This window comes from Mycobacterium sp. NTMscope_MAC_269 (genome assembly GCF_976985695.1).
This window is the reverse complement of the sequence record NZ_OZ335668.1, coordinates 3,266,632-3,289,267: the sequence shown is the minus strand read 5'-3', so window position 1 is coordinate 3,289,267 and position 22,636 is coordinate 3,266,632. Positions and strand designations below refer to the sequence as shown.

At 67.7% G+C, this 22,636-nt stretch carries 20 protein-coding genes; 10 read left to right on the top strand and 10 right to left on the bottom strand.

Annotation, left to right across the window (positions count from 1 at the left end):
- The first annotated feature begins 11 nt into the window (after nt 1-11).
- The 5 genes from purH to ACZ50Z_RS15165 all read left to right on the top strand — a co-directional run bounded on the left by purH (nt 12) and on the right by ACZ50Z_RS15165 (nt 6,847).
- Nucleotides 12-1,595: a bifunctional phosphoribosylaminoimidazolecarboxamide formyltransferase/IMP cyclohydrolase gene (purH, locus tag ACZ50Z_RS15185; protein WP_464484290.1), complete on the top strand. Its 1,584-nt coding sequence runs from the start codon at nt 12-14 to the stop codon at nt 1,593-1,595.
- A 186-nt stretch (nt 1,596-1,781) separates the two neighbouring features.
- Entirely contained in the window at nt 1,782-2,351 is a 570-nt protein-coding gene (locus tag ACZ50Z_RS15180; RefSeq protein ID WP_464484289.1) for an LGFP repeat-containing protein, read from the top strand.
- Nucleotides 2,352-2,553: 202 nt separating this feature from the next.
- Nucleotides 2,554-3,948 (top strand): sigma 54-interacting transcriptional regulator, encoded by a 1,395-nt coding sequence (locus ACZ50Z_RS15175; protein WP_464484288.1) that lies wholly within the window; start codon nt 2,554-2,556, stop codon nt 3,946-3,948.
- Entirely contained in the window at nt 3,941-5,977 is a 2,037-nt protein-coding gene (locus ACZ50Z_RS15170; RefSeq protein ID WP_464484287.1) for a VWA domain-containing protein, read from the top strand. Before ACZ50Z_RS15175 ends, ACZ50Z_RS15170 begins: the two co-directional genes overlap by 8 nt.
- A 21-nt stretch (nt 5,978-5,998) precedes the next feature.
- On the top strand, nt 5,999-6,847 hold the full coding sequence (locus ACZ50Z_RS15165) for an aldo/keto reductase (protein WP_464484286.1): 849 nt from the start codon (nt 5,999-6,001) through the stop codon (nt 6,845-6,847).
- Between the two features lie 5 nt (nt 6,848-6,852).
- Here the strand turns inward: ACZ50Z_RS15165 and ACZ50Z_RS15160 are convergent, their stop codons facing one another.
- The 7 genes from ACZ50Z_RS15160 to ACZ50Z_RS15130 all read right to left on the bottom strand — a co-directional run bounded on the left by ACZ50Z_RS15160 (nt 6,853) and on the right by ACZ50Z_RS15130 (nt 16,076).
- On the bottom strand, nt 6,853-7,458 hold the full coding sequence (locus ACZ50Z_RS15160) for a DUF1707 SHOCT-like domain-containing protein (RefSeq protein ID WP_464484285.1): 606 nt from the start codon (nt 7,456-7,458) through the stop codon (nt 6,853-6,855).
- A gap of 132 nt (nt 7,459-7,590) precedes the next feature.
- Nucleotides 7,591-8,400: an enoyl-CoA hydratase family protein gene (locus ACZ50Z_RS15155; protein WP_464484284.1), complete on the bottom strand. Its 810-nt coding sequence runs from the start codon at nt 8,398-8,400 to the stop codon at nt 7,591-7,593.
- A gap of 10 nt (nt 8,401-8,410) precedes the next feature.
- The gene (locus tag ACZ50Z_RS15150; protein WP_464484283.1) at nt 8,411-9,577 is read right to left on the bottom strand and encodes an acyl-CoA dehydrogenase family protein; all 1,167 of its coding nucleotides are present in this window, start codon (nt 9,575-9,577) and stop codon (nt 8,411-8,413) included.
- Nucleotides 9,574-11,565 carry an acetyl/propionyl/methylcrotonyl-CoA carboxylase subunit alpha gene (locus ACZ50Z_RS15145; protein ID WP_464484282.1) on the bottom strand — a complete coding sequence of 664 codons (1,992 nt, stop codon included), beginning with the start codon at nt 11,563-11,565 and terminating at the stop codon, nt 9,574-9,576. Before ACZ50Z_RS15145 ends, ACZ50Z_RS15150 begins: the two co-directional genes overlap by 4 nt.
- Nucleotides 11,566-11,570: 5 nt before the next feature.
- Nucleotides 11,571-13,160, bottom strand: coding sequence for an acyl-CoA carboxylase subunit beta (locus tag ACZ50Z_RS15140; protein WP_464486254.1), 1,590 nt, complete (start codon nt 13,158-13,160; stop codon nt 11,571-11,573).
- 55 nt (nt 13,161-13,215) lie between these two features.
- Nucleotides 13,216-14,364, bottom strand: a complete 1,149-nt coding sequence (locus ACZ50Z_RS15135; protein WP_464484281.1) for an acyl-CoA dehydrogenase family protein — start codon at nt 14,362-14,364, stop codon at nt 13,216-13,218.
- Nucleotides 14,361-16,076, bottom strand: coding sequence for an acyclic terpene utilization AtuA family protein (locus ACZ50Z_RS15130; RefSeq protein WP_464484280.1), 1,716 nt, complete (start codon nt 16,074-16,076; stop codon nt 14,361-14,363). The genes ACZ50Z_RS15135 and ACZ50Z_RS15130 overlap by 4 nt, the downstream gene beginning before the upstream one ends.
- 261 nt (nt 16,077-16,337) lie before the next feature.
- Between ACZ50Z_RS15130 and rpmF the strand changes: the two genes are divergently transcribed.
- The 5 genes from rpmF to ACZ50Z_RS15105 all read left to right on the top strand — a co-directional run bounded on the left by rpmF (nt 16,338) and on the right by ACZ50Z_RS15105 (nt 20,946).
- A complete protein-coding gene (gene rpmF, locus ACZ50Z_RS15125) occupies nt 16,338-16,511 on the top strand; it encodes a 50S ribosomal protein L32 (RefSeq protein ID WP_003872812.1) in 174 nt (57 codons plus the stop codon).
- Nucleotides 16,512-16,593: 82 nt separating this feature from the next.
- A complete protein-coding gene (gene mprA / locus ACZ50Z_RS15120; protein ID WP_464484279.1) occupies nt 16,594-17,280 on the top strand; it encodes a two-component system response regulator MprA in 687 nt (228 codons plus the stop codon).
- A 16-nt stretch (nt 17,281-17,296) separates the two neighbouring features.
- On the top strand, nt 17,297-18,844 hold the full coding sequence (locus ACZ50Z_RS15115) for a HAMP domain-containing sensor histidine kinase (protein WP_464484278.1): 1,548 nt from the start codon (nt 17,297-17,299) through the stop codon (nt 18,842-18,844).
- Between the two features lie 72 nt (nt 18,845-18,916).
- Entirely contained in the window at nt 18,917-20,389 is a 1,473-nt protein-coding gene (locus tag ACZ50Z_RS15110) for a S1C family serine protease (protein WP_464484277.1), read from the top strand.
- A 59-nt stretch (nt 20,390-20,448) separates the two neighbouring features.
- Complete coding sequence (locus tag ACZ50Z_RS15105; protein WP_067167795.1) at nt 20,449-20,946, top strand: MogA/MoaB family molybdenum cofactor biosynthesis protein; 498 nt, start codon at nt 20,449-20,451, stop codon at nt 20,944-20,946.
- A gap of 19 nt (nt 20,947-20,965) precedes the next feature.
- Here ACZ50Z_RS15105 and mscL read toward each other — a convergent pair whose 3' ends face one another.
- The 3 genes from mscL to ACZ50Z_RS15090 form a co-directional block, all read right to left on the bottom strand.
- On the bottom strand, nt 20,966-21,424 hold the full coding sequence (mscL, locus tag ACZ50Z_RS15100; RefSeq protein ID WP_464484276.1) for a large-conductance mechanosensitive channel protein MscL: 459 nt from the start codon (nt 21,422-21,424) through the stop codon (nt 20,966-20,968).
- Nucleotides 21,425-21,491: 67 nt separating this feature from the next.
- Nucleotides 21,492-22,172: an SAF domain-containing protein gene (locus ACZ50Z_RS15095; RefSeq protein WP_464484275.1), complete on the bottom strand. Its 681-nt coding sequence runs from the start codon at nt 22,170-22,172 to the stop codon at nt 21,492-21,494.
- 64 nt (nt 22,173-22,236) lie between these two features.
- Nucleotides 22,237-22,572: an FmdB family zinc ribbon protein gene (locus ACZ50Z_RS15090; protein ID WP_464484274.1), complete on the bottom strand. Its 336-nt coding sequence runs from the start codon at nt 22,570-22,572 to the stop codon at nt 22,237-22,239.
- Nucleotides 22,573-22,636: the final 64 nt, after the last annotated feature.

Sequence of the window (22,636 nt, the reverse complement as noted above, 5' to 3'; positions counted from 1 at the left end):
GGCGGCAACGGATGAGCACCGACGACTGGCGGGAGAACGCCAAAAGGCCGATCCGCCGCGCCTTGATCAGCGTGTACGACAAGACCGGGCTCATCGACCTGGCCCAGGGGCTGACCGAAGCGGGCGTCGAGATCGTCTCGACCGGCTCCACCGCGAAGAACATTGCCGAAAAAGGCATTCGGGTCACCCGGGTCGAGGAGCTGACCGGTTTTCCCGAAGTGCTCGACGGCCGGGTCAAGACCCTGCACCCGCGCGTGCACGCGGGACTGCTGGCGGATCTCCGCAAACCCGAGCACGCCGCCGCGCTCGAGCAGCTCGGCATCGCGGCCTTCGAACTCGTCGTCGTCAACCTGTACCCGTTCACCGAGACGGTCGACTCCGGCGCGAGCATCGACGAATGCGTCGAACAGATCGACATCGGTGGGCCGTCGATGGTGCGCGCCGCCGCGAAGAACCATCCCAGCGTGGCGGTGATCACCGACCCCCAGGGCTATGACGGCGTGCTCGCCGCGGTCCGGCACGGCGGATTTACGCTCGCCGAGCGCAAAAGACTGGCGGCACTGGCGTTTCAGCACACCGCCGAGTACGACATCGCGGTCGCGAGCTGGATGGAGTCGACGCTGGCCCCCGAACATCCACCGACCGCGTTTCCGAAGTGGCTGGGCCGCAGCTGGCGTCGCTCGGCGATGCTGCGCTACGGCGAGAACCCGCACCAGCAGGCCGCGCTCTACAGCGACCCGAGCGCGTGGCCGGGACTGGCGCAGGCTGAGCAGCTGCACGGAAAAGAGATGTCGTACAACAACTTCACCGACGCGGACGCGGCGTGGCGGGCCGCCTTCGATCACGAAGAGAAATGCGTTGCAATCATCAAGCACGCCAACCCATGTGGGATCGCGATTTCGTCGGCGTCGGTTGCCGACGCGCATCGTAAGGCCCACGAGTGCGATCCGCTGAGCGCATTCGGCGGAGTCATCGCGGCCAACACCGAAGTCAGCGTCGAGATGGCCGAATACGTCAGCACCATCTTCACCGAAGTCATCGTCGCGCCCGCCTACGAGCCGGACGCCCTCGATGTCCTGACGCGCAAGAAGAACATCCGGGTGCTGATCGCCTCCGAGCCGCTCACCGGCGGCACCGAACTGCGGCCGGTCAGTGGCGGGCTGTTGGTACAGCAACGCGACGAGCTCGACGCGCACGGGGACAACCCGGAGAACTGGACCCTGGCGACGGGGGAGCCCGCCGATCCGGACACGCTGGCGGACCTGGTTTTTGCGTGGCGCGTGTGCCGCGCCGTCAAGTCGAACGCGATCGTGATCGCCGCCGGCGGCGCCACCATCGGCGTCGGCATGGGTCAGGTGAACCGGGTCGACGCCGCGCGGCTGGCCGTCGAGCGGGGCGGAGACCGGGTGCGGGGCGCGGTCGCGGCTTCGGATGCGTTCTTTCCGTTCCCCGACGGACTCGAGACGCTGACCGGCGCCGGGGTGAAGGCGATCGTGCATCCCGGTGGATCGGTGCGCGACGACGAGGTGACAGCGGCAGCGGCCAACGCCGGTATCACGCTGTATCTCACCGGGGCGCGCCACTTCGCGCACTAACCTCCCCGCGGCCCCGGTCCGTGATGGGGGTCACAAATGGCGCCATCCTCAGTACGATGCGTTCGGGGAGGACTCGACGGCCCGGCCGTTGTGAACTCGCTATTTCTTTCGGCTGGTCGTGGATCGACCTACCTTCCCTCGTCGATACGCGGACGGCGGGTCCCGTCCATTCTCGAAAGGAATGAAATGCGTGAGATCACAAAACGAACGGCGGCTTTCTCCATTGCGCTCGCGGGGTTCGCGCTGATCGGTGGCGGGTGCAGTAAGACAAACAACGCGGGCCAAACAACCAGTTCTGCCAGCTCGTCGGTGACGTCCTCGGCAACCGCCGGGACGTCGGCCACGACGGCGCCATCGGAAAGCACGAGCGCGAGCGGTGCCCCGAGTTCAACGCAGATTAACGGCGCCAACGGCACCCCGTACACGGTCGAGGGACCGATCCTGACGAAGTACAACGCCCTTGACGACAAGGCGCGCAAAGACCTGGGCGCACCGACCGGCAACGAGCAGAAGAACCCGGACGGCGGGGTCTACCAGCAATTCGACGGCGGCGTAATCGTTTACAAGACCCAGGCTTACGTCGTGTGGGGCAAGATTCGCGACAAATGGAACCAGCTCGGCGGGTCACAGGGGCAGCTCGGTTACCCGACCAGCGACGAGGTGGACACCCCCGACGGCGCGAAGAAGTCGACGTTCGAGCACGGCACCATCACCTGGAAACCCGGTGACGCCGAGGCCACCGTTACGAACAGTTAATCCGTCCGGGCCGGCAGCTACGGCGCGGTCGGCTCAGACAATCCAGCGCGAAGGCCGGGCGTTCGGCGCGACGCCCGGCCTTCGCCTGCATAACGCACTCGGCGGCACCGGCGACTGTCGGCCGAAGGCGGGGTCCGCGTGTCAATAAGCCTGCAGTGAACGCCCTTCGCATGACGCGTCTGAGCGCGCGTCGTAGCGTGGAGTGGTGACGTCACCGAGCAACCTGCCCCGCACCCTCGGCGAACTGCGTGCCGCCGGTCACCGTGAACGGGGAGTCAAGCAGGAAATCCGCGAAAATCTGCTGACCGCATTGGCCGACGGGCCGGACAGCGCAACCATCTGGCCCGGCATTCTGGGATTCGACGACACCGTCTTGCCCCAGCTCGAGCGGGCCTTGATCGCGGGCCACGACTTCGTCCTGCTCGGCGAACGCGGCCAGGGCAAAACCCGGCTGCTGCGCGCGCTGGTCGGGTTGCTCGACGAGTGGACGCCGGTGATCGCCGGGGCCGAACTCGGTGAGCATCCCTTCTCGCCGATCACCCCGGAGTCGATCCGCAAGGCCGCCACCCTGGGTGACGACCTGCCGATCGAGTGGAAGCATCGCAGCGAGCGCTACACCGAAAAGCTCGCCACGCCCGACACCAGCGTCGCCGATCTGGTGGGCGACATCGACCCGATCAAGGTCGCCGAGGGCCGCAGCCTGGGCGACCCGGAGACCATCGCCTACGGCCTGATCCCGCGCGCGCACCGCGGGATCGTCGCGGTCAACGAACTTCCCGACCTCGCCGAGCGCATCCAGGTGTCGATGCTCAACGTGATGGAGGAACGCGACATCCAGGTCCGCGGTTACACGCTGCGCCTGCCGCTGGATGTCCTGGTGGTCGCCAGCGCCAACCCCGAGGACTACACCAACCGGGGACGCATCATCACCCCGCTCAAGGACCGTTTCGGCGCGGAGATCCGCACCCACTATCCGCTGGAGCTGGACGCTGAGGTCGGGGTGATCGCGCAGGAAGCGCACTTGTCGGCGCAGGTGCCCGACTACCTCATGCAGATCATCGCCCGTTTCGCCCGCTACCTGCGGGAGTCGAATTCGGTCGATCAGCGCTCGGGGGTGTCGGCGCGGTTCGCCATCGCCGCCGCCGAGACCGTCGCGGCCGCCGCCCGCCATCGCGGCGCGATCCTGGGCGAGACGGACCCGGTGGCCCGGGTGGTCGACCTCGGCACCGTGATCGACGTCCTGCGCGGCAAGCTGGAATTCGAGTCCGGCGAGGAAGGCCGCGAGCAGGCGGTGCTCGAGCACCTGCTGCGCCGGGCGACCGCGGACACGGCGTCGCGGGTGCTCGGCGGCATCGACGTCGGGTCGCTGGTGTCCGCGGTCGAGGGCGGTTCCGCGGTGACGACGGGCGAGCGGGTGTCGGCCAAGGACGTGCTGGCCGCGGTGCCGAGCCTGCCGGTCGTGGACAAGGTTGCGGACAAGCTCGGCGCCCGGTCGGAGGGCGAGCGCGCCGCCGCGCTGGAACTGGCGCTCGAGGCGTTGTATCTGGCCAAGCGCATCGACAAGGTGTCCGAGGAGGGGCAAACCGTCTATGGCTAGGTCTGATGGTGACGACCCGCTGCGCCCGGCTTCGCCGCGCTTGCGATCGTCACGAGGGCACTCTTCGCGGTACTCGGCGTACACCGGCGGGCCCGACCCGCTGGCGCCGCCGGTAGATCTGCGCGAGGCGCTCGAACAGATCGGCCAGGACGTCATGGCCGGCACCTCGCCGCGTCGCGCGCTCTCCGAGCTGCTGCGCCGCGGCACCAAAAACATGCCCGGCGCGGACCGGCTGGCGGCCGAGGCCAATCGACGACGACGGGATTTGTTGCGGCGCAACAACTTGGACGGGACCCTGCAGGAGATCAAGAAGCTGCTGGATGAGGCGGTGCTGGCCGAACGCAAGGAGCTGGCCCGCGCCCTGGATGACGACGCCCGCTTCGGCGAACTCCAACTGGACGCGCTGCCGGCATCGCCGGCCAAAGCGGTCCAGGAGCTCTCCGAGTACAACTGGCGCAGCGGTGAGGCCCGCCAAAAGTACGACCAGATCAAGGATTTGCTCGGCCGCGAGATGCTGGACCAACGCTTCGCGGGCATGAAGCAGGCGCTGGAGGGCGCGACCGACGAGGACCGTCAGCGCGTCAACGACATGCTGAACGACCTCAACGATCTGCTGGACAAGCACGCCCGCGGCGAGGACACCCAAGAAGATTTCGACAACTTCATGGACTCCCACGGCGAGTTTTTTCCGGAGAATCCGCGCAACGTCGAGGAGTTGCTGGATTCGCTCGCCAAGCGCGCCGCCGCCGCGCAGCGCTTCCGCAACAGCCTGAGCGCCGAACAGCGCGCGGAGCTGGATGCCTTGGCGCAGCAGGCATTCGGCTCACCGGCCCTGATGGAGTCGCTGAATCGGCTCGATGCGCACCTGCAGGCGGCGCGGCCGGGCGAGGACTGGAGCGGGTCCGAACAGTTCTCCGGTGACAACCCGTTCGGTATGGGCGAGGGCACCCAGGCGCTGTCGGACATCGCCGAACTCGAGCAACTGGCCGAACAGCTCTCGCAAAGCTATCCCGGCGCCACCATGGATGATGTCGACCTCGACGCGCTGGCACGCCAGCTCGGTGACGAAGCGGCCGTCGACGCACGCACGCTCGCCGAATTGGAACGCGCGCTGGTCAATCAGGGCTTTTTGGACCGCGGCTCCGACGGCCAGTGGCGGCTGTCGCCGAAAGCCATGCGCAGGCTCGGCGAGACGGCGCTACGCGATGTGGCACAACAACTTTCCGGGCGGCGCGGTGAGCGTGATCATCGGCGCGCCGGGGCTGCCGGTGAACTCACCGGCGCCACCCGTCCCTGGCAATTCGGTGACACCGAACCGTGGAACATTTCGCGCACGCTGACCAACGCCGTTCTGCGGCAGGCGGGAACGGCCACCCTCGATGGGCCGGACGCGCGGTTGAAGATCTCCGTCGACGACGTCGAGGTCTCCGAGACCGAGACCCGCACGCAGTCCGCGGTCGCGTTGCTGGTCGATACGTCGTTTTCGATGGTGATGGAGAACCGCTGGCTGCCCATGAAGCAGACGGCGCTGGCACTCAACCACCTGGTGTGCACGCGTTTCCGCTCGGATGCCTTGCAGATCATCGCTTTTGGCCGCTACGCAAGGACGGTGACCGCCGCCGAGCTCACCGGGCTCGAGGGGGTTTACGAGCAGGGCACCAACCTGCATCACGCGCTGGCGCTGGCGGGCCGTCATCTGCGCCGCCACCCCAATGCCCAGCCCGTCGTGCTGGTGGTGACCGACGGCGAGCCGACGGCGCACCTGGAGGACTTCGACGGTGACGGCACGACGGTCTTCTTCGACTACCCGCCACATCCGCGGACCATCGCCCACACCGTGCGCGGCTTCGACGAAATGGCGCGCCTCGGCGCGCAAATCACGATCTTCCGGCTGGGCAGCGACCCCGGCCTGGCACGGTTCATCGACCAGGTCGCCCGGCGCGTCGAGGGACGCGTCGTAGTACCCGATCTCGACGGGCTGGGAGCGGCGGTCGTCGGCGACTACCTACGATCCCGCCGCCGTCGATAGGTCACAAAAGGAGACAAGCCCGTGAGCAAGGTTCCCACGATCGAACTCAACGACGGTGTCGAAATCCCGCAGCTCGGTTTCGGAGTTTTCCAGATCAAGCCCGACGAGACCGCCTCGGCGGTCAAGACTGCGCTGGAAATCGGATACCGGCACATCGATACCGCCGAGATGTATGGGAATGAAAAGGGAGTCAGGCAAGGCATCCGCGACGCAGGCCTGGACCGCGGTGAGGTCTTCATCACCAGCAAGCTCAACAACGGCTTTCACCGGCCCGATGACGCGCGCCGCGCGTTCGATCAAACGCTCAAGGCCCTCGATTCGGACTACGTCGACCTGTTTCTCATCCACTGGCCGCTGCCCACCCTCTACGACGGTGACTTCGTCTCGACGTGGAAGGTCTTCGAAGAGTTCGCCCGCGACGGACGCGCGCGCAGCATCGGAGTCTCGAATTTCCAAATCGCGCACCTGAATCGGCTTGCCGACGAAACCGACACCGTCCCGTCGGTCAACCAGATCGAGGTTCATCCGTACTTCGGCAACGACGAGGTCCGGGCGTACGGACGCGAGCATGGCATCGCCACCGAGGCGTGGGCACCCATCGCCCAGGGCAAGGTGCTCGACGATCCGGTGATCAACCGTATCGCCAAGTCCCGCGACAGAACTCCCGCGCAGGTGGTGTTGCGCTGGCACATTCAGCGCGGCGACATCGTCTTCCCCAAATCGGTGACACCGGAACGGGTCAAATCCAACTTCGCGCTGTTCGACTTCGAGCTGGACGGCTCCGACATGGACGCGATCTCAGCGCTGAACCAGGGTGAGCCGGGACGCAACGGACCCAACCCCGACACCTTCGACTACGTGCCCCGCTGACGCTTCTACCCGCCGCGTGGCCGGCGCGCTTTGCGCGAGATCCCGACGCCGCCCCACAGCGAGAAGCCACGAATGTGGACCGTCGGTGCCCCGGGGGTGCCCTGACCCTGCACGGCGCGGTCGAAGTTTCCCATCACGCCGCGGCCGTGCACCTCCACGTTGACCTCGGGCGGCAGCAAAATGTTCTGCACACCCATGATCGACATCGCATGGATGTCGACCTCGGTCGAGGTGAAGTCGGCGTAGCGCAGATCGACGACCCCGCTGCCCCACAGGGTGAAGGTCGTCAGCTTCTTCGGCACGTTCCATCGGCCGCGCCGCTCGAAGCCGCTCATCAACGCCAGCAGCAGCGTCGAGGGCGCCGGATTGGGCTTGCCGCCGCGGCGCGGGCTGATCGGAGATCCCGGCAGATCGGCCCTCAACCGGTCCAGTTCCTCATACGTCGTCGCGGCATACGCCCTGGTCAGACGGTCTTCGTAGTCGTTGAGCTGCAGGCGGCCCTGCTCGGCCGCATACGCCAGCAACTGCGCAGTCTGTATGCGATCGGTATCGCCCGCGCGCGACGGCTGGTCGCGGGTGTCCTCCGCATCCCGTTGCGTTGAGTTGCTCATCACCCACGAGCCTACGACGTCCAGGTTTTGCTGCAAGAGGATTGGCTAAACTGCAACCTTGCACCCGCCCGGGGCGGACCGCCAGCCGATTTGACCGGACCACTCTTTGACATCTGGCTAACTTGTCGGTGGCTAACCCACCCAGCTGGGTGGCCGCTTCTCGAGGAACGCCAGCATGCCTTCGCGGGCCTCATCGGAGACGAAGAGCCGCGCCGATTCCTCGGCGAGCCGCTCCGCATCCCGGTCGAACCCTTCGAGCACCGCGGCCGTGGTCAGTGCCTTGGAAGCCGCGAGCCCCTGAGGCGAGCCGCGGCCAACATCGGCGACCAGTTTCTCGACCGCGGCGTCCACGTCCTCGGCGGCCATGGTTATCAGCCCGATCTCCGCGGCCGCGCCGGCATCAAATGTTTCGCCGGTCAGGTAGTAGCGTGCGGCGGCGCGCGCCGACAGCTTCGGCAGCAGCGTCAACGAGATGATGGCCGGGGCGACACCGATGCGGGCCTCGGTCAGCGCGAACGTGCTGCGCGGCCCGGCGACCGCGATATCGCAGGCACCCACCAAGCCGAAGCCACCCGCCCGGACGTGCCCATTGACCGCGGCGATCACCGGCAGCGGCGAGGCGACGATCGCCCGCATCAACGCGGCCATCTCCCGGGCCCGGGCGACAGCCATGTCATAGGCGGACGGTGGCGACCCGCTTCGACCCGCAGCGCCGCCCCCGCCGGCTTCGCTCAGATCCGCGCCGGCGCAGAAGGTGCCCCCGGCGTGGCCCAGCACCACCGCGCGCACCGCCGGATCCGACGAGGCGTCGCGCAGCCCCTGGTGCAACTGGGCGACCAGCGTGGTCGACAGCGCGTTGCGGTTGTGCGGTGAGTTCAGCGTCAGCCGCGCGTACGGCCCACCCGTGTCGGCGGGCCCGGCGTATTCGACGAGCGTGTCCATCGGCGGGATTTCAGTAGCTTCGCGGCAGGCCCAGCGACGTCTGCGCGACGAAGTTCAGCACCATCTCGCGGCTGACCGGGGCGATGCGGCCCAACCTGGCCGAGGTCAGCATGGCGCCCACACCGTATTCCTTGGTGAGCCCGTTGCCCCCCATCGACTGCACGGCCTGGTCCACCGACCGGGTAGCCGCTTCGGCCGCAGCATATTTGGCCATGTTCGCGGCCTCGGCCGCTGCCATGTCGTTGCCGGAGTCATACAGAGTGGCGGCCTTCTGCATCATCAGCTTGGCCAGTTCGACCTCGATGTGGCACTGCGCCAACGGATGTGATAGTCCCTGGTGCGAGCCGATCGGCGTTCCCCACACCTGGCGGGTCTTGACGTACTCGGCGGCCCGATCGAGCGCGAACCGCCCCATCCCGACGGAGCTGGCCGCGCCCATGATGCGCTCGGGGTTGAGCCCGGCGAAAAGCTGTGCGATGGCGGCGTCCTCGGCGCCGACGAGCGCGTCGGCGGGCAGCCGGACGTCGTCGAGGAAGACCTGGAATTGGCGTTCGGGGCTGATCAATTCCATCTCGATGGGCGTGTAGGTGAAGCCCGGCGAATCGGTGGGCACCACGAACAGCGCGGGGCGCAGCTTGCCTGTCTTGGCCTCCTCCGTGCGGGCCACCACCAGCACCGCCTGCGCCTGGTCGATGCCGGAGATGAACACCTTCTGGCCCTTGAGGATCCAGTCGCTGCCGTCGCGGCGGGCGGTGGTGGTGATCTTGTGCGAGTTGGATCCGGCATCCGGTTCGGTGATGGCGAACGCCATGGTCAGCGTCCCGTCGGCGATGCCGGGGATCCAGCGCTTCTTTTGCTCCTCGGTGCCGAACTTGCTGATGATGGTGCCGTTGATGGCGGGCGAGACCACCATCAGCAGCAGTGCGCTACCGGCGGCGGCCATCTCCTCCATCACCAGCGACAGCTCATACATTCCGGCGCCGCCACCGCCGTACTCCTCCGGCAGATTCACGCCTAGAAAACCGAGTTTCCCTGCCTCCGACCATAATTCGTCGGTGTGCTCGTGGGCGCGAGCCTTTTTCAGGTAGTACTCGCTGCCGAAGTTGGACGCCCACTCGGCGACGGCCTTGCGCAGAGCCTGGCGTTCCTCGTTCTCGATGAAGCTGCTGTCGGTCACTGGGGATCTCCTTCTGATTGCGGCGCTTCGACTCTTGCCAGTACGGCGCCCACTTCGACTTGCTGACCGGTCTTGACGTCGAGTTCGGCGAGAACGCCGTCGACCGGTGCGGTGATGGTGTGTTCCATCTTCATGGCTTCCAGCCAGATCAGTGGTTGTCCGGCGGTGACGGTGTCGCCGACGGTGGCGCCGAGCCGGATGACGTTGCCGGGCATGGGGGCGACCAGCGAACCCTTTTCGACCGTCGAACCGGGCTCGGGGAAGCGCGGCAGCGCGATCAGGTGCACCGGTCCACGCGCGGAGTCGACGTAGACGTCGGGATCGCCTGTGCCGCAACGCCGCACCGAGAAGCTGTGGTCCACACCATCGGTCCTGAGCACCACGTCATCCGCGGTGGCCGACACCAGCTGCACCGAAGAATCCTCGGGAAGGACCAACCCGGTTCTGTCGAAACGGTATTGGATTCTGTGTTCGTTGCCTTCATCGTCGCTGTAGGGCTTGACCTGATAGCCCGACCGCAGGTTTCGCCAGCCGCTGGGGATCGCACCGAGAACCGGGGCGAGGGCGCGGTTGTGCGCGGCGTCGGCGAGGGCGGCGGCGATCGCCGACAGGCGTACGGTTGCGGCGTCGCCCAGCGGTGCGGATAGCTCCGCCAGCCCGTGCGTGTCGAAAAACGCTGTGTCGGTTGCGCCGTCGAGGAAGGCCGGGTGTCGCAGCACGTTCACCAGCAGATCGCGGTTGGTGCGTAGGCCGTGCACCCGGGCGCGGGTCAGCGCGTCGGCGAGGACCAGCGCCGCCTGACGGCGCGTCGGGGCGTAGGAGATGACCTTGGCTAGCATCGGGTCGTAGTGGATCGACACCGTGAATCCGTCGATGATCCCCGAATCCAGCCGGATGCCGGTTCGTCGCCCCAGCGAGTCGAACTCGGCACGCACCGCCGGCACCTCGAATGCGCGCACCACACCGGCCTGCGGCTGCCAGTTCTTGGCGGGATCTTCGGCGTAGAGCCGAGCCTCGATTGAATGACCCCGGGCGGCAGGGGGTTCGGCGTCGAGTTGGTCGCCGTCGGCCACTGCGAGCTGGAGCTCCACCAGGTCAAGGCCGGTGGTCTCCTCGGTCACCGGATGCTCGACCTGCAGCCGGGTGTTCATCTCGAGGAAGTAGAACTCGCCGTCGTCATCGGCCAGGAACTCCACCGTCCCGGCGCCGGTGTAGCCGATTGCGCCGGCGGCCAGCCGGGCCGCGTCGAAGAGTTTGGCGCGCATGCCCGGGGTGCGCTCCACCAGCGGGGAGGGGGCCTCTTCGATGATCTTCTGGTGGCGGCGCTGAATTGAGCATTCGCGTTCCCCGACGGCCCACACCGTGCCGTGGGTGTCGGCCATGACCTGCACCTCGATGTGGTGTCCGGTGGGCAGGTAGCGCTCGCAGAACACGGTCGGATCTCCGAAGGCGGATTGCGCTTCGCGGCGTGCTGCCTCGACTTCGGCTGGCAGGGAGGACAATTCGCGTACTACCCGCATGCCCCGGCCGCCGCCGCCCGCAGAGGCCTTGACCAGCACCGGCAGCTGCGCCTGGGTGACGGTGTCGGGATCGAGCTCGTCGAGAACGGGCACGCCGGCGGCGGCCATCAGCTTCTTGGACTCGATCTTGGAGCCCATCGCCCGCACGGCGTCGACCGGCGGCCCCACCCAGGTCAGTCCGGCGTCCTGGACGGCGGCCGCGAAATCGGCGTTCTCCGAAAGGAACCCGTACCCGGGATGGATCGCGTCGGCACCCGCGGCGCGGGCCGCGGCGATGATGGCCTCGGCATTGAGGTAGTCGTTGGTCTTGGGTAGGCGCACCCGGGCGTCGGCCTCAGCGACGTGCGGCGCACCGGCGTCCGGATCGGTGTAGACGGCGACGGTGCCCAGGCCGAGCCGTCGACACGTGGCGAACACCCGGCGCGCGATCTCGCCGCGGTTGGCTACCAGGACTCGGGAGATTCCCATGGGGCTCACATCCGGAAGACGCCGAAGTTCGACGTCCCCTTGATCGGGCCATTGGCGATGGCAGACAAACACATTCCCAGGACGGTGCGGGTGTCGCGGGGGTCGATCACCCCGTCGTCGTAGAGCATTCCGGACAACACCAGCGGCAGCGACTCCGCTTCGATCTGGCCTTCGACCGCGGCCCGCATCGCCGCGTCGGCCTCCTCGTCGACCTGTTGGCCCCGGGCTTCCGCGGCGGCGCGGGCCACGATTGACAGCACACCCGAAAGCTGTGCGCCGCCCATCACCGCGGACTTCGACGTCGGCCACGCGAACAGGAAGCGCGGATCGTAGGCGCGGCCGCACATGCCGTAGTGCCCCGCGCCGTAGGAGGCGCCGATCAGCAGCGAGATGTGCGGGACCGTCGAATTGGATACGGCGTTGATCATCATCGCGCCGTGCTTGATCATCCCGCCCTCTTCGTAGTCCTTGCCCACCATGTAGCCGGTGGTGTTGTGCAGGAACAGCAGTGGCGTGTTGGAGCGGTTGGCCAACTGGATGAACTGGGTGGCCTTTTGCGACTCCTCGCTGAACAGCACCCCACGCGCGTTGGCCAGGATCCCGATCGGATAGCCGTGCAGCTGAGCCCAGCCCGTCACCAGGGAGGATCCATACAGCGGCTTGAACTCGTCGAATTCGGAGCCGTCGACGATGCGGGCGATCACTTCACGGGGATCGAACGGGATGCGCAGATCCGCGGGAACGATGCCGATGAGCTCCTCGGTGTCGAACAGCGGCTCGGTGATCGGTTTGGGTTTCGGGCCCTGCTTGCCCCAATTGAGCCGGGCGATGATGCGGCGGCCGATGCGGATCGCGTCGAGTTCGTCGACGGCGAAGTAGTCCGCCAGACCCGAGACCCGGGCATGCATTTCGGCGCCGCCCAGCGATTCGTCATCGGATTCCTCGCCGGTGGCCATCTTCACCAGCGGGGGACCGGCGAGGAAAACCTTGGACCGTTCCTTGATCATCACCACGTGATCGGACATCCCGGGGACGTAGGCGCCGCCCGCGGTGGAGTTGCCGAATACCAATGCGATAGTGGGGATCCCGGCCGCCGAAAGCCGCGTCAGGTCGCGGAACATCCGCCCGCCGGGGATGAAGATCTCCTTCTGGGTGGGCAGGTCCGCGCCACCGGATTCCACGAGTGAGATCACCGGAAGCCGGTTCTCGAAGGCGATCTGGTTCGCCCGCAGGATCTTCTTCAGCGTCCATGGGTTGCTGGTGCCGCCTTTGACCGTGGGGTCGTTGGCGACGATCATGCATTCGACGCCTTCCACCACGCCGATGCCGGTGACGGTGCTGGCGCCGACCTTGAAGGCGCTGCCCCAGGCCGCCAGCGGGCTCAGCTCCAGGAAGGGGGAGTCCGCGTCGACGAGCAATTCGATGCGTTCGCGCGCGGTCAGCTTGCCGCGGTCATGATGGCGCTCAACATATTTGGGTCCACCGCCCGCCAGGGCGTTGGCCAGCTCGGCGTCGATCTCGTCGAGTTTGGTGATCGCCGCCGACGCCGCCTCGGTGAACACGGCGTCGTCGCGGTTGAGGGTGGACTGCAGCACGGTCATGACCGCCGCCCACGATGCAGAGCGAAGCGATGAGAAGGAGCCGGTGTGATCATGATTGGAATCCCAGGAGTTTGGCGGATAGTGCGGTCAGGATTTCGGTGGTTCCGCCGCCGATGCCCAAAATCCTCATGTCCCGGTATTGGCGCTCGACCTCGGATTCGGCCATGTAGCCCATCCCGCCGAACAGCTGGACGGCCTGGTTGGCGACCCATTCGCCGGCCTCGACGGCGGTGTTCTTCGCGAAACACACCTGCGGGATCAGATTCGTCTCGCCGGCGAGCTGGCGTTCGACCACGGTGCGCGAGTAGACGCGGGCCACGTCGATGCGTCGGGCCATCTCGGCCAGAGTGTTCTGCACCGACTGCCGCGAGATCAGCGGACGACCGAACGTCTCACGATCGCGACACCACTGCACCGTCAGGTCCAGGCAGCGCTGTGCGCTCGAATATGCCTGCGCGGCAAGCCCGATACGCTCCGCGACGAAGGCCTGGGCGATCTGGGCGAACCCGCTGTTCTCGGCGCCGACCAGGTTGGCCACCGGCACGCGGACGTCGGTATAGGACAGCTCGGCGGTGTCCGAGGACCGCCAGCCCATCTTGTCCAACTTGCGCGTCACTTCAAAGCCGGGTGCGCCCTTCTCGACCACGATCAACGAAACCCCAGCCGCGCCAGGGCCTCCGGTGCGCGCCGCGGTGACAACGTAGTCAGCGCGAACCCCGGAGGTGATGTAGGTCTTGGCGCCGTTGACGATGAAGTGGTCACCATCGCGGACGGCGGAGGTCCGCAGGTGCCCGACGTCGGAACCGCCGCCGGGCTCGGTGATGGCCAGCGAACCGATCTTCTCACCCGCCAGCGTCGGGCGGACGAACTCCTCGATGAGCCGCGCGTCGCCGGAGGCGATCATGTGGGGCACCGCGATGCCGCAGGTGAACAGCGACGCGAACACACCGCCCGGGGCCCCGGCCTGATGCATCTCCTCGCAGATGATCACCGCGTCGGCGCCGTCGCCGCCCCCGCCGCCGACCGATTCGGGAAAGCCCGCACCCAGCAGCCCGGCGGCCCCGGCGCTGCGGTGCAATTCGCGCGGCAGCTCGCCGCCGCGCTCCCATTCGTCGACGTGGGGCAGAATTTCGCGTTCTGCGAACGAGCGCACCGTCTTTCGCAGTTGCTCGCGCTCGGGCGTGGTCCAAAGATTCACAGGAGACTCTCCGGGATGTCGAGGTAGCGGCTGCGCAGCCATTCGCCCAGCCCCTTGGCTTGAGGATCGAATCGGGCCTGGTAGGCGACGCCCTGGCCGAGGATGCCGTCGATGACGAAGTTGACCGCCCGCAGATTCGGCAACAGGTGGCGGGTCACGCCGAAGTCCGCCGCCTCTGGCAACAGCTCCTTGAGTCGCTCGACGGTCAATGTGTGGGCCAGCCATCGCCATTGGTCGTCGGTGCGGGCCCAGACGCCGACGTTGGCGGATCCTCCCTTGTCGCCGCTGCGGGCCCCGGCGATGCGGCCCAGCGGCGCGCGCCGGGTCGGCCCGTCGGGTAGGGGTTCCGGAAGCGGTGGCGTAGCGGCTGGCGAGAGCTCCAAAGTGTCAGTGGCGCAGGGGATATCGATCCGGGTGCCGTCGGCGTGCACCGCGACGTGCGGCACCTGGTCGGCGTCGACGTAGCCGGGTGTGAACACGCCATAGACCTGGCCGTCGCCCGGCGGGGCGGTGACGTGGAATCCCGGGTAGCTGGCGAGCGCCAACTCCACTGCGGCCGAGGAGAATTGACGTCCGACGTTGGCGGGGTCGGGGTCGCGGACGACGCAGTGCAGCAACGCGCTGGCGGCTTCCTCAGTGTCGGCGTCGGCGTGGTCGGTGCGGGCCAGGGTCCACTCGAGTTCGGCGGGCTTGACAGTGAGCGCGGCGTCGAGTTGCCGGCGCACCAACTCGGCCTTGGCTTCGATGTCCAGGCCGGTGAGCACGAAGGTCATCGAGTTGCGGAATCCGCCGATGCTGTTCAGCGACACCTTGTAGGTGGGCGGCGGGGCTTCGCCGCGCACGCCGCTGATGCGCACCCGGTCGGGCCCGTCGGACGCGAGCTCGACGGTGTCCATCCGGGCGGTGACGTCGGGATTGGCGTAGCGCGCTCCGGTGATCTCGTAGAGCAGCTGGGCGGTGACGGTGTCGACGCTGACCAGACCGCCGGTGCCCGGGTGCTTGGTGATCACCGAGGATCCGTCGGCGTCGACCTCGGCCAGGGGAAAGCCGGCGTGGGTGAGGTCGGCGACTTCGGTGAAGAACGAGTAGTTGCCGCCGGTGGCCTGGACCCCACATTCGATGACGTGGCCGGCGACGACGGCGCCGGCGAGCCGGTCGTAGTCGGTGCGGTCCCAACCGAAGTGGGCGGCGGCCGCCCCGACGATCACCGAGGCGTCGGTGACCCGGCCGGTGACGACGACGTCGGCGCCGTCGGCCAGGCAGTCGACGATGCCCCAGGCACCCAGGTAGGCGTTCGCGGTCAGCGGGCTGCCCAGCCCCAGTTCCGCGGCGCGCGGCAACAGGTCGTCACCTTCCACGTGGGCGATTCGGGCGTCGATACCCAGGCGCTCCGTCAGGGCACGGATCGCGTCGGCCAGCCCGGCGGGGTTGAGGCCGCCGGCGTTGGCCACGATGCGGACCCCGCGGTCACGGGCCTCGCCCAGGCAGTCCTCGAGCTGGGTCAGAAAGGTCTTGGCGTAGCCGCGCTCGGGGTGCTTCATCCGGTCCCGGCCCAGGATCAGCATGGTGAGTTCGGCCAGGTAGTCGCCGGTGAGGTAGTCGACCTCGCCGCCGGTGAGCATTTCGCGCATGGCCGACAGCCGGTCGCCGTAGAACCCGGAGCAGTTCGCGATCCGGACGCCACCACCGGAAGCACCGGAAGCAGAGGCCATGCCCGTCCTCCATTCAGGGATTCACCGGTGAGACCCAACCAACCAACCGGTAGGTTATCGGGTACCGCGGGTGTCACGTCAAGGATCCCACTTCGGGGCGGGTGCGCCAGGGTCTTGCCCGGCATCGGAGCGCGCGGGCGTCCGTTTTGGCGACGAGCGGACCAGCGACTATCCTGATACCCGATCGTCGCCCGTTCAGCCTCCCGGCCACGCCGCGCGACATGCCGAACCGCAAGCCACATTGAGGAGTTAGGCCCGACCATGGCCGTACCCAAGCGCAGAATGTCGCGCGCGAACACCCGTAGCCGGCGCGCGCAGTGGAAGGCCGAGAAGACCGAACTCGTCGGTGTCACGGTCGCAGGTCAGCGGCACAAAGTGCCCCGCAGGCTGCTCAAGGCGGCCCGCCTCGGCCTGATCGACCTCGACCGCCGCTAGACCGACGGCGGGGGCCCGCCGCTAGCCCCTCACCGGCGCGCCTCTCAGGTCAGTCTCAGGCGGTGGGACGAAACTAGGGGCCGTGCGAATACTGGTCGTCGACGACGATCGCGCGGTGCGCGAGTCGCTACGTAGGTCGTTGTCCTTCAACGGCTACTCGGTCGAGTTGGCCCATGACGGGGTCGAAGCCCTCGAACTGATCGCCAGCGATCGCCCCGACGCGCTCGTCCTGGATGTGATGATGCCGCGGCTGGACGGCCTCGAGGTGTGCCGCCAGCTCCGCAGCACCGGTGATGACTTGCCGATCCTGGTGCTCACGGCGCGCGATTCGGTCTCCGAACGCGTCGCCGGCCTGGACGCCGGCGCGGACGACTATCTGCCGAAGCCGTTCGCCTTGGAAGAACTGCTGGCCCGGATGCGCGCGCTGCTGCGCCGGACCAAGCCGGAGGACGACGCCGAATCGGTGGCGATGAAGTTCTCCGATCTCACCCTCGACCCGGTGACCCGCGAGGTCACCCGCGGGGAGCGACGGATCAGCCTGACGCGCACCGAATTCGCATTGCTCGAGATGCTGATCGCCAATCCGCGCCGCGTGCTCACCCGCAGCCGCATCCTCGAGGAGGTCTGGGGATTCGACTTCCCCACTTCGGGCAATGCGCTGGAGGTCTATGTGGGCTATCTGCGCCGCAAGACCGAAGCCGATGGTGAGTCGCGGCTGATCCACACGGTGCGCGGGGTGGGTTACGTCCTTCGGGAGACGCCACCGTGATGCTGCAATCCCCACGATGATCAAGTTCCCCCGGCCACCGCGCCCACCCATGCGCCCACCGCTGCGCGCCACCCCGTCGCTGTCGTTGCGGTGGCGGGTGATGCTGCTGGCGATGTCGATGGTCGCGATGGTGGTGGTGCTGATGGCGTTCGCCGTCTACGCCGTGATTTCGGCCGCGCTGTACAGCGACATCGACAACCAGCTGCAAAGCCGGGCCCAGCTGTTGATCGCCAGCGGTTCGCTGGCCGCGGACCCCGGTAAAGCGATCGAAGGCACCGCCTACTCGGACGTCAACGCGATCCTGGTGAACCCGGGCCACGCGATCTACACCGCCCAGCAGCCCGGTCAGACGCTGCCGGTCGGCCCGCCGGAAAAGGCGGTCATCCACGGCGATCTGTTCATGTCGCGACGTACCGCCGGCGATCAGCGGATCCTCGCTGTCCACCTGCAGAACGGCACCTCGTTGCTGATCTCCAAGAGCCTCAAGCCGACCGAGGCGGTGATGAACAAACTGCGCTGGGTGCTGCTGATCGTCGGCGGTGTCGGGGTGGCCGTCGCCGCGGTCGCGGGCGGCATGGTGACCCGGGCCGGCCTGCGCCCGGTGGGTCGCCTGACCGAAGCCGCCGAACGCGTCGCGCGCACCGACGACCTGCGGCCCATACCCGTGTTCGGCAGCGACGAATTGGCCCGGCTCACCGAGTCGTTCAACCTGATGCTGCGGGCACTGGCCGAGTCGCGGGAGCGGCAGGCGCGGCTGGTCACCGACGCCGGGCACGAACTGCGCACCCCGCTGACGTCGCTGCGGACCAACGTCGAGCTGCTGATGGCGTCGATGGAACCGGGAGCGCCGCGGCTACCCGAGCAGGAGATGGTCGACCTGCGCGCCGACGTGCTGGCGCAGATCGAGGAATTGTCCACTCTGGTAGGCGATTTGGTGGACCTCACCCGCGACGACGCCGGCCAGGTGGTGCACGAACCCGTCGACATGTCCGAGGTGGTCGATCGCAGCCTCGAGCGAGTCAGGCGGCGCCGCAACGACATTCACTTCGACGTCGACGTGACGCCGTGGCAGATGTACGGCGACGCGGCCGGCCTCTCGCGTGCCGTCCTGAACCTGCTGGACAACGCGGCCAAGTGGAGCCCGCCCGGCGGCCACGTCGGCGTCACCATGCGACAACTCGACCCGTCGCACGCGGAGCTGGTGGTCGCCGACCACGGCCCCGGCATTCCGCCGCAAGAGCGCCGGCTGGTGTTCGAACGGTTCTATCGTTCGACGACGGCGCGGGCCATGCCCGGCTCCGGTCTTGGGCTGGCGATCGTCAAGAAGGTCGTGCTCAACCACGGCGGATTGCTGCGCGTCGAGGACACCGTCCCCGGCGGTCAACCCCCGGGTACCTCCTTCTATGTGCTGTTGCCCGGACGGCCACTGCCACCGACCGACCCGGAAAGCGGCCAGGTAGACGCCGCCACCGACCCAGGGGTTGCGGTGGCCGGCGACGCGGCGAACTCTCGGGAATCGGCGAACGTTATCTCAGTGGACTCTCAGTCCGCGCGGGCAAGGTAGGTCTGCGGCTACTGTTAAACCCAGCCGTCGACTTGCCGAAACACTGAGATAGAGGAAGAGCGACTTAGCGACATGACGAATGACCCGAGGTATTCGCCACCGCCGCAGCAGCCGGGATACCCTCCCGCGCCGAATCAGACTGCGCCCGTCCCGAGCCACGCGGGGCCCTCAGGCTATGCCCAGGGGCAACAGCAGCCGTACAACCAGCAGTTCGACTGGCGCTATCGGTCGCAGCCGTCGCAGCCCAGCCAGTTCCGTCCGCCCTACGAACCGTTCAGCACCACCGGGCCTGGCCGGATCGCTGGCGCCGGCCCGGTGCCCGGGGGCGCCGGCACGGCTCCGATTCCCGGCATGCTGCCCGGCATGACGGCCGCGCCGGAACCTCGAAAGCGTTCTCGCGCAGGACTTTTGACCGCCGGGGCGTTGGCCATCGCGGTGGTGTCGGCCGGTATCGGCGGCGCGGCCGCGACGGCCATCGAGCTTGGCGACCACGCGTCGGGCAACGGCGGCGGGCGCGTGGTGGGAGCGGCGCCCAGCGTGCCCGCCGCAAACATGCCACCGGGCAGCGTCGAACAGGTGGCCTCCAAGGTCGTGCCCAGCGTCGTGATGCTGGAGACCGATATCGGACGGCAGTCCGAAGAGGGCTCCGGGATCGTCCTGTCGACCGACGGGCTGATCCTGACCAACAACCACGTGGTCGCGGCCGCGGCGGGATCTCCCAAGGCTCCCGGGGGTCCTCCCGGGGCTCCGCCGCCTCCCGGCGGCCCGGGTGGCCCCACGCCGAAAACCACGGTGACCTTCTCTGACGGTCGCACCGCCCCGTTCACGGTGGTCGGTACCGACCCCACCAGCGACATCGCCGTGATTCGGGTGCAGGGCATGTCCGGGCTCACGCCCATCTCGCTGGGCTCCTCGTCGGATCTGCATGTCGGTCAGCCGGTGGTGGCGATCGGGTCGCCGTTGGGCCTGTCGGGCACCGTGACCACCGGCATCGTGAGCGCGCTGAACCGGCCGGTGTCCACGACGGGTGAGTCGGGCAACCAAAACACCGTGCTGGACGCGATTCAGACCGATGCCGCGATCAACCCCGGTAACTCCGGCGGCGCGTTGGTCAACATGAGCGGCCAGCTGGTGGGCGTCAACTCGGCCATCGCCACCCTGGGTGGTGAGTCGCCGGACGCCCAGAGTGGTTCGATCGGCCTTGGCTTCGCGATACCGGTCGACCAGGCCAAGCGCATCGCCGACGAGCTGATCGCTACGGGCAAGGCGTCGCACGCCTCGCTCGGTGTCCAGGTGACCAGCGACAAGGGCACCCCGGGCGCCAAGGTCGTCGACGTCGTCGCGGGCGGCGCCGCCGCGGCCGCCGGCGTGCCCAAGAACGTGGTCGTCACCAAGGTCGACGACCGCCCGATCAACAGCGCCGACGCGCTGGTGGCCGCGGTGCGGTCGCGGGCGCCCGGCGACAAGATCACGCTGACCTTCCAAGACCCCGCCGGCGGCGGCAGCCGGACTTTGCCCGTCACTCTCGGAAAGGCGGACCAATAGTGAGAGTGGACGAACCCTCGGCGACGGGGCTGTCGGAGCTCGGATATACGGTTGCACCCATGGAAACGGGGGCGGAGTTGGTAGTGGGTCGGGCTCTGGTCGTGGTGGTCGACGATCGCACCGCGCACGGAGACGAGGACCATAGCGGCCCGTTGGTCACCGAGCTGCTGACCGAGGCGGGATTCGTCGTCGACGGTGTGGTGGCGGTGGCCGCCGACGAGGTCGAGATCCGCAATGCGCTGAACACCGCCGTGATCGGCGGGGTGGATCTGGTCGTCTCGGTCGGCGGGACGGGAGTCACCCCACGCGACGTCACCCCGGAGGCCACCCGCGAGATCCTGGATCGCGAAATCCTCGGCATCGCAGAGGCGATCCGCGGTTCGGGGCTGTCCGCGGGCATCGTCGATGCCGGGCTGTCACGCGGTCTGGCCGGGGTCTCCGGCAGTACGTTGGTGGTCAACCTGGCCGGCTCCCGCTATGCGGTGCGTGACGGAATGGCGACGCTGAATCCGTTGGCGGCCCAGATCATCGGGCAGCTGTCGAGCCTCGAGATCTAAGTCCGGGACCCAAAACGGGTCACTGCGATTCGGCCTCCGCGCGCGGCCCGTGCTCCGGTGGGGGCGTGGTCGTCACACTCCCGTGCTTGCCCGACGAGTCGCCGTTGGTTTGCGAGAGCAGGTCGCGGATTTCGGTGAGCAGGACGACCTGCGCGTCGTCGGCCGGCTCCACCTCCCCGCGTTTGCGCAGCGTGGTGTACGGCAGCACGACCAGGAAGTAGACGACCGCGGCGATGATGATGAAGTTGATCGCGGCGGACAGAACGTTGTTCAGGTCGATGGTCTGGCCGCCACCGATGCCGATCCGCAGGATGCCGAGATTGGATTGCTGGTTGACGCCGATCCGGTTGATCAACGGCTTGATGATGCTGTCGGTGAACTGCGTGACCAATGCGGTGAAGGCAGTACCGATGACCACCGCGGTAGACAGGTCGACGATGTTGCCCCTCGAGAGAAACTCCTTGAACCCTTTGAGCATTGGGAATGGCCTTTCTGGGACTGGACAGAGTTTGCTGCAGGCCGCGTGACCCCCCGTGGTCACGTACTCAGTGCAGGGTGAGCGTCACCGTCTGGCCCAGCGCCGAGCCCGCCACCGTGTTCGCCACACGAGCCGGCAGCGCAACCAACACTACGCGGTCACCGTCGGTGGCCTGGAGTTTTTCCTTGGCCGACACGAGCACTACGACGGCGTCGGTGGCCACCACCTTGGGGGCGGCGTGGGCGGTTTCCGGCGCACCGGTTGCCGGGGCGGCCAACACGTCGACCACGTCCCCGGCCCGAACGAGGTCGATCAAGGCGCCGTCCGCCAGATGCAGCGGCACGATGCGCGCCCCCGGTCCCGCCTGCGACGCGATGGCCGCGTCGGCCAGGCGGCTGCCCAGTAGCCGGACGTCGGTGAGCACCTCGCCGCGCCGGGCCGGGCCGGCCAGCGTCGAACCCACCACCGCGTCCACCTCAGCGCGTGCGCCGTCGGGAACTGTTGAGGCCAAACGCTTTTCGAGTCGAACATCGGCGGCCGTCAACGCGGTGCCGGGCCGCAGGTCGTGGTCGGCGACCACCACCTGCGTGTAGTCACCGGCGGGATTGGAGCGCAGCGCGGCGATTGCGGCCAGCACGACCAGCCCGCCCGCGGCGACACGGCGCGCCAGCACGGTGCGAGTCCAGTCCGGCCGCAACCACAGCGACAGACGGCTCAATGCGCTTGGGTTCAGCGATGATTCGCCCACGCCGCAACGGTAGGCGCAACGCGGCACCCGAGTCGCCGCTCAGCGACGTCGGTGTGGATAACCCTCAGTTGGTGGCTGCGGCGGCGGACGGTGTCGAGCTGCTGCTCGACTTCTCACTCGAGCCCGACTTGTCACTGGAACTGGACTTTTCGCTCGAGCCCGAGCTCGATCCCGAGTCGCTCGACGAGGAACCATTGGTGGAGCTGCTCGACTTCTTGCCGGATTCGCGGCTGTCGGTGCGGTAGAAACCGCTGCCCTTGAACACCACTCCGACGGAATTGAAGCGCTTGCGCAGCCGACCGGAGCAGCGCTCGCACGTGGTCAGCGCGTCGTCGGTGAAGGCCTGCACGATGTCGAAGCGATCGTCGCACTCGGTGCATTGATAGCTGTAAGTCGGCACGAAAACCTCCGGATGATTGCAAACCTGGTTAGCACTCTAGCGTCTCAAGTGCTAGAACCGCCAC